The sequence below is a fragment of the Microcoleus sp. S28C3 genome (assembly GCF_036700785.1).
Taxonomy (GTDB): Bacteria; Cyanobacteriota; Cyanobacteriia; order Cyanobacteriales; family Microcoleaceae; genus Microcoleus; species Microcoleus asticus.
On sequence record NZ_JAUBPO010000014.1, the window covers coordinates 1 to 12,556 of the forward strand.

General features: G+C 47.2%; 9 protein-coding genes, 1 tRNA gene and 1 pseudogene. 4 read left to right on the top strand and 7 right to left on the bottom strand.

Annotation, left to right across the window (positions count from 1 at the left end):
• Positions 1 to 249 precede the first annotated feature (249 nt).
• Positions 250 to 1,125: an SDR family oxidoreductase gene (locus QUA13_RS06305; protein ID WP_333197479.1), complete on the top strand. Its 876-nt coding sequence runs from the start codon at positions 250 to 252 to the stop codon at positions 1,123 to 1,125.
• Positions 1,126 to 1,280: 155 nt separating this feature from the next.
• On the opposite strand, the gene QUA13_RS06310 is transcribed toward QUA13_RS06305, so the two are convergent.
• Together QUA13_RS06310 and QUA13_RS06315 are read right to left on the bottom strand one after the other, a co-directional pair.
• Complete coding sequence (locus QUA13_RS06310) at positions 1,281 to 2,402, bottom strand: EAL domain-containing protein (RefSeq protein WP_333197480.1); 1,122 nt, start codon at positions 2,400 to 2,402, stop codon at positions 1,281 to 1,283.
• Between the two features lie 478 nt (positions 2,403 to 2,880).
• Positions 2,881 to 2,954 (bottom strand) — tRNA-Pro (locus QUA13_RS06315).
• 91 nt (positions 2,955 to 3,045) lie between these two features.
• Here QUA13_RS06315 and lipA point away from each other — a divergent pair.
• From lipA to QUA13_RS06330, 3 genes and pseudogenes are all read left to right on the top strand, one after another.
• Positions 3,046 to 3,921 (top strand): annotated as a pseudogene (gene lipA / locus QUA13_RS06320) (lipoyl synthase); the annotation flags it as partial.
• A gap of 948 nt (positions 3,922 to 4,869) precedes the next feature.
• Positions 4,870 to 6,135: an RNA polymerase sigma factor SigC gene (sigC, locus tag QUA13_RS06325; RefSeq protein WP_333186295.1), complete on the top strand. Its 1,266-nt coding sequence runs from the start codon at positions 4,870 to 4,872 to the stop codon at positions 6,133 to 6,135.
• Between the two features lie 267 nt (positions 6,136 to 6,402).
• A complete protein-coding gene (locus QUA13_RS06330) occupies positions 6,403 to 6,930 on the top strand; it encodes a transcriptional repressor (RefSeq protein WP_333197482.1) in 528 nt (175 codons plus the stop codon).
• A gap of 178 nt (positions 6,931 to 7,108) precedes the next feature.
• Here the strand turns inward: QUA13_RS06330 and QUA13_RS06335 are convergent, their stop codons facing one another.
• From QUA13_RS06335 to QUA13_RS06355, 5 genes are all read right to left on the bottom strand, one after another.
• A complete protein-coding gene (locus QUA13_RS06335; RefSeq protein WP_333197483.1) occupies positions 7,109 to 8,686 on the bottom strand; it encodes a peptidoglycan-binding protein in 1,578 nt (525 codons plus the stop codon).
• 522 nt (positions 8,687 to 9,208) lie between these two features.
• Positions 9,209 to 9,385, bottom strand: a complete 177-nt coding sequence (locus tag QUA13_RS06340) for a hypothetical protein (protein ID WP_172184385.1) — start codon at positions 9,383 to 9,385, stop codon at positions 9,209 to 9,211.
• A gap of 448 nt (positions 9,386 to 9,833) precedes the next feature.
• Positions 9,834 to 10,295 (bottom strand): SH3 domain-containing protein, encoded by a 462-nt coding sequence (locus QUA13_RS06345; RefSeq protein ID WP_172184383.1) that lies wholly within the window; start codon positions 10,293 to 10,295, stop codon positions 9,834 to 9,836.
• Positions 10,296 to 10,449: 154 nt separating this feature from the next.
• Entirely contained in the window at positions 10,450 to 11,958 is a 1,509-nt protein-coding gene (locus tag QUA13_RS06350; protein WP_333197485.1) for an AAA family ATPase, read from the bottom strand.
• A gap of 6 nt (positions 11,959 to 11,964) precedes the next feature.
• Positions 11,965 to 12,486 (bottom strand): YceD family protein, encoded by a 522-nt coding sequence (locus tag QUA13_RS06355; protein WP_172184379.1) that lies wholly within the window; start codon positions 12,484 to 12,486, stop codon positions 11,965 to 11,967.
• Between the last annotated feature and the right edge of the window lie 70 nt (positions 12,487 to 12,556).

Consider the following 12,556-nt stretch of genomic DNA (forward strand, 5'->3'; position numbering starts at 1 on the left):
TTTTTTATGTATGACTGTACTTTAAGCCTTGGATAGCTTTCCTCGCCACTCACCCCAAAAAACTGTCCGGACTGTTGATTTATAAGTTATAAGGTTAATAGCAACTGAGATCTTGCACTATTCTCAATAAGGATTTTATGGGCGGGCAGGATGCCCACCCCACAATAAAATTCAGTTTGTGTGGAACAGGCATCTTGTCTGTTATTGAGAAACGTGCAATATGTAAGTAACAACCAACAACTAAAAATCATGTTCTTAGTAACCGGAGCAACAGGCGCACTAGGCCGCCGAATTGTACGAGAAATCACACAGCAAGAGAAGCCTGTCCGCGCATTCGTTCGCCTCGCCTCTCGCTACTCAGAACTAGAAAACCGAGGGGCCGAGATTTTTATCGGCGACTTAAAACAAGACAAAGATATTAAAAAAGCCTGCCAAGGAGTGCAGTACATCATCAGCAGCCACGGCACCGGCGGCGACGTTCAAGCAGTACACTACCGCGCTAACATAGAATTGATCGACTGCGCCAAAGAAGCCGGAGTGCAGCACTTTGTCTTTCTTTCGGTACTGGGAGTCGATCGAGGATACGAAGATTCCGCAGTATTTAAAGCCAAGAGAGAAGTAGAAAAATACCTGCAAAACAGCGGCTTGAATTATACAATCTTGCGGCCTGCCGGTTTTGCTTCCAGCTTGTTACCGCTAGCAGCAAGATTTCGAGAAACCGGACTTTACCTGCTGATTGGCGACGGCAAAAACCGCACCTCTGTTGTCAGTACCGACGACTTAGCAAAGATTGCCGCAGACTCGCCAACAGTCGAAGGCGCCCGCAACCAAATTCTGCGAGTCGGTGGCCCGGATGTGCTGACAAGAGACGACATTCCCCGCATTTTTGGACGCTTATTCAATCGGGAACCGATGGTAATCAACCCGCCGCTGGTTGTGTTTGACGGTTTGAGAAATGCCTTGGGTTTATTGAATCCTCAAGCTCAAAAAGACTTAGGAACTTTGCGGGTATTGCTGGGGAACGAGTATTTCTGCACTCCCGAACAAGTGCAAAACTTGGAATCAATCTACGGCATGAGAATGGAATCCTTAGAAAGCTTTCTGCGACGCAATTTGAGCGTTTAAATTATCGTTACCAGGCTCTGCCTGGTAATGAATATCCGGAGGATCTGCCTCCAAATAGTTGTCTCATTTTAATGAAGGCAGATCCTCCGGATATGGGTCCCCAGCCAAAGCCTGGGAACGAGCAAATGTAGCGCCAAATCGCAACTGAAAACCATTTAAGCAGAAATAGGTAGTGGTTCAGTACCAATATAGCTCGTAGCTGCGATCGGTGGAGAAGTGGGCTTAGCAATCAAATAACCTTGAACAAAAGTTGCTCCCCGTTCCCGCACCCACTCAAACTCCTCCAAAGTTTCCACACCTTCAGCAACAGTTTTAATTTCTAATTGAGCGGCAATTTCTAACATCTTTTCCGTAATGAGTGCCTTATAATAATCTTGATGGACATTGCGAATCAATTGCATATCCAACTTAATAAAATCTGGACGCAGTTGGTGCATCAAATTTAAATTAGAAGAACCGCTGCCAAAATCGTCCAGGGCAATTAAAAATCCCGCATCTCGGTAAAACCTCAGAATATTAATCAAGTGATTGATATCAGGAGGGTGCTGAGATTCCGCTACTTCAAAAACAATATTGCTGTGAGGAATTCCCGCTTCATCAATAGCCTGTACTGTTCTTCGCAGGCACGTAGCGGGATCGTAAACTGAAGTCGGAGAAAAATTAATAAAAAGTAGTTCTTTGATATCGTAAACATGGGCTTCGCGGATAGCGCGAGTCCGGGCTAAAACATCTAGTTGAAAAATCAGACCTGCTGATTCTGCTTGGGAAAAAATTCTACCCGGATAAATTAAGTTTCCTTGTTCGTCAATTCCTCGGAGCAGGGCTTCATAGGCAAAAATTTTAGAAGTATCTGAGGTATAAACAATGGGCTGAAAATGTGTAGTAATGCGTTCTTCCCATAATAAATCTAACAGCCAGTCCGACTTGCTGAAGTTAATAAAAGAGCATAGGTCAGTGCTGCGATAAAAATCGCTAAGTTGCGGCTGTTGAACTTCGCGCATCCACAAAACTTTTGTCTCTTTCAACTCTTGAGTTGTCAGCACCGATGATGCTAGGGCGTTAAACTTTTCTTTGGCTATTCCCTCAAGCATAACGTACAAACACTTGCTTTCTTCTAACAGCCGGAATTCAAGTTCAGCCTTGGTTAGTGCAGAAATAACCTTTTTGAGGGTGTGCGATACGGGAAACCACAGGTATAGACCTCCGCTCCCCTCTATTTTTGCGGGTACTGTTTCGCAGCGAGAGCAGGAGCCGAAGGCTTTGCCACTTATTTGCATTGGAATATCCTCCGGTTTCTGGGTTAATTTTAGACACTATAAGAATTCTGTTTTATTATAAGCTCATTCAGCTATTAATTCATCTATCTCAAGATGTAAATCTTAATTAACTTGTATTTAAGAATTATTGCAGTATTTATACTTGCCTCCGGTATCAAACCTTGGTCAAAGTTCTCAGCATTGAGCAAGTACGTGTGATTAAACACAGTCCCCCATCATCACAGACCGAAAAGGCGAAGACTTGTTCTCTACTCTCTACTGCCGATCAGATTTTTTACGTTTTATTCTATAATTCCCTCGGCCATAACAGTCGCTACAGTTAATTTTTTAGCAAAGGGGAATTAACACGCCCGTGAAGCGCAGCTATCACGTAGGGAATCGCCCGATCGACTAATTTATGCGTACCACAAATCTACACACCCGGACGATCGCCCAAAACACGCTCACTTGCTGGGGCATATCCAATTTAATTTTATAATCGGGATGACAGGATTTGAACCTGCGACCCCCTCGTCCCGAACGAGGTGCGCTACCAAGCTGCGCTACATCCCGAAATTAGTCACTAGATTTTAAGCTTATCACATTCAAGTTAAAATTTACCAAGCTCGTATATAATGATTTGTAAAACACTACTCAGGCGGAGACAGACGTGACAGTTAAGCCCCAGTGGTTGCGAGTTAAAGCCCCCCAGTGGGAGCGCGTCGGCAACGTCAAAGAAATTTTGCGCGATTTAGGCCTGAATACGGTTTGCGAAGAGGCTTCGTGTCCGAACATCGGCGAATGCTTCAACGCAGGTACGGCCACATTTTTGATTATGGGCCCGGCTTGTACCCGCGCCTGTCCTTACTGCGACATCGATTTTGAGAAAAAGCCCCAACCTTTAGATCCCACAGAACCCCAAAGATTGGCGCAAGCGGTGCAGCGGCTCAAACTCAACCACGTCGTGATTACCTCTGTCAACCGGGACGATTTGCCGGATGGGGGCGCGTCTCAGTTTGTCGAGTGCATTCAAGCGGTGCGCTGTGCGATGCCCGATACAACTATAGAAGTTTTAATTCCCGACTTGTGCGGCAACTGGCAAGCTTTAGAAATCATTCTCGCAGCCCGTCCAGAGGTACTCAACCACAATACTGAAACCGTAAAGCGACTTTACCGCAAGGTGCGGCCGCAAGGAAAGTACGATCGCACCTTGGAACTATTGCAGCGAAGCCGCGAACTCGCACCTGAGGTTTACACCAAATCCGGCATCATGGTGGGGCTCGGAGAAACAGACGCCGAAATTCGGGAGGCGATGGAAGACTTGCGGGCTGTCGGCTGCGATATTCTAACAGTTGGGCAGTACCTGCAACCGACTCAAAAGCACTTGAACGTAGAAAACTTTGTGCCTCCAGAACAGTTTGATGCTTGGAGAAAGTTTGGCGAATCTTTGGGATTCTTGCAAGTTGTCGCTTCTCCCTTAACTCGCAGTTCGTATCACGCCGAACAGGTGAGGGAACTGATGAAACTTTACCCGCGCTAAGTAGGTGGCTACAAATTAACATTACATAGGGAGAGAGGGTTTTGCAGCCGTCTACTCCCTGGTATTTGGGATCTTAACTAAACCCGCCTCTACAAGATACTATGGTTTTTTTCCGCTGACGTACTTAGCAATTTTAATTGGAGGGTTTTGCAGCCATCTACTACCTGGTATTTGCGCTCTTAGTTAAACCGACCCCTACAAGATACTGTGGTTTTTTTTCCGCTGGCCTACTTAGCAATTTTAAGTTGAGCGCTGTTGCAGGCCGCGTGCAAAAAAACAGGTTTTTGATGCTGGCGTTCTTGGGTGATGTTAACCCGGAAGCAGCAGCAAACAGCAAAAAAATTATCAGCCGATCGCCCCCTCAAAGTCGCGACTTACGCCAAAGACATTGAGAAACCGGGTTTCTCCCTCAAACTTCTAGATTAAAACCTAGAAGTTTGAGGAAGAAACCCGGTTTTTGAGTCAGCCAATAACTCGGTAATGCGGACTGTACCAACTCAGAAGCTCATATACTGTAGTGGATTAAACTTCTGCGCTCACTGCTGGGTATTTAATCAAAAGCGCCGAGTTATATAAAGTTTTATTAAAAAAATGGATAATTTTCCGAAGTGATCGGGAACCAGGTTATCGGTGATGAAGATTAACTTAACTTCTGACTAACGTCACTTGTTTCTAGCCAGTCACTATCTATACTAGCTACATAAACAAAGAAGTACAACATACTTTTCGGGCCTTCAACCTGTTACATCAGAAAGTTCTTAGCGTTTTCCAGAATCTTGGTAAAACAAGTGGGGCAGCAAAAGTTCGATCGAACAACAGCAGAAAAGTCAGGAAAGTTAGTAAAGAAACACAAAGCGGTGATGCTTCGTCTTAACAAAGTGGGCATCATAATTATAAATAGCCGCTAAGCGTAGCATCTTTTCACCCGGAGCAACTGAGAAAATCACTATGCCAGCCACCTCTTTTTACGCTGAAGCTGAATTCGACGAACAACTGCGAGTCAATCCCTTGCAAGGTGATGTGTTGGATGAAGATGCTGAAGAAGCTGGAGACGAACTGCTCGACCAATACCCAGCAGAGACAGAAGATGCAGACCCAGCAGCCAAATTGCAAAAAAATGCCAGCCGTCGCACTACAGATTTAGTACGCCTGTACCTCCAAGAAATAGGTCGGGTTCGTCTCTTGGGTAGAGACGAAGAAGTCTCGGAAGCTCAAAAAGTTCAGCGCTATATCAAATTGCTGGAATTACGCAACACGGTCGCCTCTCAGGAAGAAGGGCTAATTGGGCGCTTCGTGCATTTAATTGAGGTGCGCGATCGCTTGGCCGCACAGCTAGGACATAAACCTTCCCTGGAACGCTGGGCCTTAACCGCCGGCGTCAGTGACGTGCCAGAACTCAAGCGAATTATGTCCGAAGGCAAGCGCCACTGGGCAGAGTTAGCCGAGATGACGGTCGAGGCGATCGAAAGAATTCAAGCTGAAGGCGTCGAAGCTAAAGACCACATGATTAAGGCGAACCTGCGCCTAGTGGTTTCGGTGGCGAAAAAATATCAAAATCGCGGTTTAGAATTGCTCGATTTAATACAAGAAGGTACTCTAGGACTGGAGCGAGCTGTAGAAAAGTTTGACCCGACGCGGGGCTATCGGTTTAGCACCTATGCCTACTGGTGGATTCGGCAGGGAATTACGCGGGCTATCGCCACTCAAAGCCGCACCATTCGCCTCCCCGTCCACATCACCGAAAAACTTAACAAAATCAAAAAAGCCCAGCGCAAAATTTCTCAAGAAAAAGGTCGGACAGCTACGATCGAAGACATCGCTGTCGAGTTGGACATGACCGCGCCCCAAGTCCGAGAAGTTTTACTGCGAGTCCCCCGGTCTGTTTCTCTGGAAACTAAAGTGGGCAACGAAAAAGATACAGAGTTGGGCGACTTGCTCGAAACCGACTGCGTATCGCCAGAAGAAATGCTGATGCGAGAAGCTCTGCACCGCGACTTGCAGCAACTGCTGGCAGATTTGACCAGCCGCGAGCGAGATGTAATTCTGATGCGCTTTGGTTTGGGTGACGGACACCCCTATTCGCTGGCAGAAATTGGTCGTGCTCTCGACTTGTCCCGCGAGCGAGTCCGCCAAATTGAAGCTAAAGCTTTGCAAAAACTCCGCCAACCCAAGCGCCGCAACCGCGTGCGCGACTATCTGGAGTCTCTGACTTAAATTTGGCTGGCCAGTCAGCGCGATTAATCAGGGAGCGAAGCATTTGGCACTTGTGCAGAAGGCATGAGGCATGAGGCAGAAGTAACAATATTTACTTCTAAACAACTTCTCTGTCCTCTGCAGCAAGTCATAAAGCTTGTTAAAAGTCAAAAAATATCAAAAACCAATTTTTTTCCTGAATCTTTTTTCAATAAGCTGCGATATTTGCAAAATATCTCGATCGTTGTGTATTATTGTCAATAGGCAGACTTTCTTGAGAGGGTCACTATGGCACTTTATACCGCGTCCTCATTCAAATCCGAACTCAATGACAAAGGCTGGCGGATGACTCCCCAACGGGAAACCATCTTGCACGTGTTTCAGAACCTCCCCAAAGGCAATCACCTGAGTGCCGAGGATTTGTACACTTTGTTAAAAAATCGCGGAGAAAACATTAGCTTATCCACCATTTACCGAACTTTAAAGTTAATGGCAAGGATGAGCCTGCTGCGCGAACTCGAACTAGCAGAAGGTCACAAACACTATGAAATAAACCAGCCTTACCCGCATCACCACCACCACCTAGTCTGCGTTCAGTGCAACAGAACGATCGAATTTAACAACGATTCGATTTTAAAAATTGGCCTGAAGCAAGCTGAAAAGTCTGGGTTGCACCTGCTAGACTGCCAGCTAACCATTCATACGGTGTGCCACGAAGCTTTGCGGATGGGATGGCCGTCTTTGGTTTCCAGCAATTGGTCTTGTCCGAGGTCGATCGCCCAGCACGGCAGCAGCGCTGCGGATTTAATCGAGTGACAATGCACTATTTTCGCATTTCAAGTACGGCTTGCTACCTTTTTTAACAAAACTCTTCGGCGCAAGTGCGATCGCAGTTACGCAGAAACCGGGTTTCTTAAGAAAAAATACATCATTTCAGGAATGAGTCGGAAACCAGAAACCCGATTTATTTGATGTAGCGTCCGCAAGCCTGGGGCTAAAAAGTTTGGCTCAACAAATCGTCGCTGCTGACCCCGTAACTGCGCTGAGCTCGATCGAGGGCGTCTCTCGTCGAAGCATCGAAAACTCCGCTGATCGAGCCTGTGTAAAAGCCGAGGTCTTGCAGCCGCCTTTGTAATTGCTGAATGCTCGATCGAGAGTTAAAACTGCTGCTAATTGCAACAGCACGAACAGCCACCCGCCCAGGTAATCCATTTTGGAGCGCAGCCAAAGTCGCCGGAGTGGCAATACCCGTCGCCGGTGACAAATTGCGTTCCTGCTGAAACGACAGCACCGCAAACTCGGTCTCGGCTCCAAATACTCCGTTCACCGGGCCGGGGTTTTTGCCCCGACTTCTGAGCGAAGACTGAAGTTGTCGGACAGCAGGCCCAGTATCACCCCGTCGCAGACCAGCAGTGATTTGTGGCACAGGCGCTGCGGCCTGCCTGTTGCCTTGCCGCAAAGCCGATCGAGTGCTGCGATCGACGCTTCCAGTACCGAACAGCCCGCTATCCCTCTGAAAGCGGATCAAAGCTGCCTGAGTTGGTCGATCGAACCAACCGTGAATCTGGCTCCTGTAATAACCCAATTCTTGCAGCCGCCGCTGCACAAATTCTACTTGTCGGCCTCTGTCGCCCAACTCCAGAAAATCTTCGGCATTACTCTGTGGGTCATCTTCCTCAGTCCATGAGGTAATTTCAGCTTGCCTCATCTGGAAATCGATAGCAGTCAAAGTAGCCGTGTCAGCGCAGCCGTCAGAAACCAGATTGTAATCTTGCTGAAAACGAGTCACAGCGTAGAGAGTGCGTTCGCGAAACTTGCCGTCAACGCCACCTTCAAAATAGCCCAAAGCTTTTAGCTGTCGCTGGATCAAGTCTACCGTCGCCCCTCTGTCCCCGAACCGCAGCCCCTTGCAACCGCCATTTCCCGAAATATCCTCCGGCAGCGTAACGGGGGGAACCGGCCGGGTGGAACCAAACAGCAAAGCTAAAGTTTGCCTGTCGGCAACTCCATTCACCCGCAGTCGATTAATTCGCTGGAAGTATCTAACGGCATTTAGAGTAACTTCGCGAAAGCTCCCTGTGGGATGCGTGCTGAAGTAGCCTAGCTGCTTCAGCCTGCGCTGGAGAGCCGAAACATCTGCACCCGTGTCTCCAAAACGCAGCTCCCGATAATTTGTATAAATAGTTTTAAAAGGTCGATCGTCATCCCCGGCAAAACTGTTGAGTGCTATCACCGTAGCTCGATCGGGCCTGCCAGTCAGCGACAGTTGATAGTCTCGCTGAAAATTAGTCAGAGCTTGTTTAGTAACCGGGCCGAGTTGACCTGTCGAAGATCTGGGAAAATAGCCGAGTTCCCGCAACCTGTCTTGAACCGATCGCAAATTTGGATATCCCGGATCTATTTGAGCAAAAGCCGAACCGGCTGCACTCAAAACCGACAGCATCAAAGCCAAAGACAGCAAACGGACATAAGTCTGACTCGATAGGTTTTGCCACTTGGGCCCATCAAAAATTTTCGGCTCTGCGGGTGCTTCGCAAACAAGAGCAAGTTCGAGGTAGGCGAGGGATTCCATAACTTTTTACTGTGAATGTGAAATTGTGGGTGGGGTTTACGAGCAAACTCAAGCTGAGCTTTGGGCTGCTGTGGATCTATCAAGGCTAAGTTTTACCTGTTTGCACGAAGCACCCGTATTTGAAAAAATTTTACCTTCAAAAATAATTACAGGTAACAACTAAGATAGCATCGCTGTTTATAGAGACGCGAGTGTCACAAAAAAAGTTGGCAGGCATAGTCTTAGCCTTTAATGCCAAAAGACAATAAGTTCTGGGGTAGTGCTGGCTAATATTTTATCTGGCTGCCGCTGAAATTACCACAAGACTTGCGCGCAGGCTGTCATCACCTTAATTTCTTGTCTGGGAAAAAGGCTGAAAGCGCAGGTTTTTTGTTAAGAAACCCGTTTTTTGATGTGGCGAGTGCGTTTAGGAAAGTACCGCTGATTGACCGAAAAAGGAGCCAATAAAAATCCCCACCCTTGCTAGTTGCAAATAGGGCGGGGATTTTATTGGTTAACTGTTCGTAAAAATGGGACATTAACTTAAATTAATCCGAACCGATCGCAAAGTACAGCTACTCCCGCTGCAAAAACAGTAATTCCGATGGCTACCAGCGGGTTTTGCCCTCTGCTAACCGCAAAAGAGGTAACGACCCCAGCTCCCAGAGCCGCAGTTACAGCAGCACTCGCCAAATCTCGATCCGGACGTTTGTCGTACATATTTTTTATTGTTGGTAGCTGTTAAGCTGAAAACTTACATCTATGCGATCAAAGCTACCATTCTTGCCTCTGCTGGGGTGACAACAGCCTGCGTTTTGCAACTAACCTTAAAATTTTGCTAATTTTCTTAACATACTCTCATTAATAACATAAGTTAATATTATGTATTTTAGAGTTTTTCTGTTGATTTTTAGCTCTTAAAACCTTTTGTCCGCTGGGCTTTTATGGAAAATTCAGGATTTTGCAGAGGCGATCGCACCCACAGTCTGTGTGCCTCAAACTGCAATCCTCAATATCGTAAATAAATTTAACTTGACTTGTTGGGATAAATGTGTAACGAGCTATTGGCAACTAGAGACAGGAAAAACCCCGGCGTTAGTGAACAATGTTCACACTGAAATTGCTTCGCTGCCCTCAGAATGACAGGAGTATATTTTTTTTCTAAGTCCTATTCGCCCTCAACTTTTTCAGTATTGCCGCCCTTGACCCAACCTTCGCGATTGCCATCCTCAACCCGAATTCGCTGCCACTCTTTATCCGGCGACTCTTCCAAAACCACGACTTTTTCCTTGTAACCAACACCGCCAATGCGGTTCGAGTCTCGGCTACCAGTATCCCGAAGAATTAAGCCGATCGGCTGAGTCACCATCGCTCGGTAAGCTCCCGGTTCCAGCGGTTTCGGAGACGGGGCATCGCTAGATGTAGAAACAGGGCTAGCCTGGGCTGTTGACTGCGGCGCAGCGCCCGCAACCTGAACTGCTGTTTTGTCGTTGGGAAAAACAGGTTTTTCGGGCACAGTAGTTAGCTTAGCGGCAAAGTAAAGTGCAGCCGCCACGCTAGCACCTGCCATCAGGACGATCGCTAGCAGAAAACCCACTAAAAATTTGAAAACGCTATATATACTGTTCATAAAACCGCAAATGAAGGAAGAGGGAAGAAGGAAGAGGGAAGAAGGAAGAGGGAAGAAGGAAGAAGGTTGAGTGTTGACTGCTGAATGTTGAGTAAAATCTGGTAACTGCCAACTGACAACTGGCTACTAACTACTGACTACTGACTTCAAAAGCTTACCCTTGAATCCGGCGACTCAAACTGCCGTATCTAGAAGCAAGGCGAGCTTTCCCTGCAGCGGCCCAATCTTGGAGAAACTGAATTTGTTCTTGAGCCGTTCTGGCTAAAGGCACCATCTGACTAGCTGATTCTAAAATATCATCTGTCGTAAAGTCTCGATTTTGGCTAAATCCAATGTGCATTGCTTCAATCAAAGTTTGCTCGATTTCTGCCCCTGAAAAATCGGGAGTTTCGTAAGCCAAGCGCTCTACATCGTAATTTTTGATGCTGTGCGATCGCAACCGCAACAAATGTACCTCAAAAATCGCCCGCCGTTCCTCCTGGCTGGGCAAACCCACAAAAAATATTTCGTCAAACCTGCCTTTTCTCAGCATTTCTGGCGGCAAAGACTGGATGTTGTTGGCTGTTGCTACCACAAACACCGGTGAAGTTTTTTCGGCCAACCAAGTAATAAAAGTCCCGAACACCCGGCTGGTTGTCCCGGAATCCCCTTTACCGTCCAATCCCCCAAAAGCTTTGTCAATCTCGTCAATCCACAGCACGCAGGGGGCCAAAGCTTCCGCTAGCTGAATCATTTGCCTGGTGCGCGATTCCGATTCTCCGACTAAGCCGGCAAACAAGCGCCCGACATCCAACCGCAGCAAAGGCAAATGCCAGTGGTGGGCGATCGCCTTTGCTGTTAAGGATTTTCCGGTTCCTTGAATTCCGACTAACAACAAACCTCTCGGATGCGGCAAACCGTATTGGCGGGCTCGTTCGGTAAAAGCACCGCCGCGCCGCAGCAGCCATTCTTTGAGATTGTCCAAACCGCCGATATCGGAGATATTCTCGCGGGCTGGGTAAAAATCCAGAATTTGAGTTTGGCGAATTGTTTGGCGCTTTTCTTCTAGAATTAGTTCCGCGTCGTCGGGATGGAGTTCGCCTCTGGTGGCGATCGCCTTTGCCAAAACTCTGCGGATTCGTTCGATCGACAGCCCTTGACAGGAGCGCACTGTTTCGTCCAGCAAACGCCCTTCAATCGCTTGTCCGGTAGCCCCTAACAGCCTTTCTAGCTCAATTTTGATTTCCGCCGCCGCAGGCAGGGGAAATTCCAAAACTGTCATCACTTCGCTGAGGTCTTCCGGGATCGAAATTAGAGGAGATACGATGACAATATTTTTGGGTACTGATTTGAGGAGTCTCGCCAAATTGCGCAGCTTGCGGGAAATTGATACATCTTCTAAAAATCGCTGAAAGTCCCGCAGAATAAAGATTGCAGGGGCGGATGCGGGCAATTTTTCGAGAAATTCCAAAGCTTGCAGCGGGTTGCGCTTGCCAAAACCAGCATCGTTGGGATTGCCTTGGTAGCCGTCCACAAAATCCCAGATGTAGACAGCGCGAGAACCTTGTTTTTTGGCACTTTGGGCGATCGCCACTTCTACGCGCTCTTCTTCCCGTGTGGGAATGTAAATTAGGGGGTAGCGCGATCGCAGCAGCAGTTCAAACTCGTCGCTAAAAATAGTCATTAGTTATTAGTCAACCGACGAAGGCAATTGCCGTTTAAGTGCTGCCAGAGACGCCCAGCGACTGTCTGATGCAGCTTCTGAGCTTTCTGTCTCTGGATCGTTTAAACTTATTCCCGGACATTGAGCATCGCATAGCTGTTTGTGTGGCAGTTCCAAACACATTTGCTCGTACACCCAATCGCCCGGAGAGAAATAGCCACCTGGCGACAAATTTTCCACCAAATCTTCTAAAGCAACTTCTATTTCTGCTGAACTTGAATCTGTCTGATTTGCTGTTTCTTCTAGCCAGATTAATTCAGATGAGTTGAGTGCCAAGCGGTGATTGTATTGTTTCAAGCATCTGTGGCAGGTGAGAGTAACAATTGTTTCTGCTTTCGCCTTCACCTCAAGATAATTCCCTTGGTGAGTCACTTGCAGTCGTCCCCGCACCGGAGTAAGAGTTTCTAAATCGGGGATAAATTCTTCAAAATCAATGACCTCTTTCCGCTCAGTTTTTGTGAGGAGATGAGGGATATAAATTGTCTCCATAATCTTTTGCCTTCCTACTTCTTGAATTCAAAGGTCAAAAGGAATAGTTAATTTTTAACTTCTTCCTTCT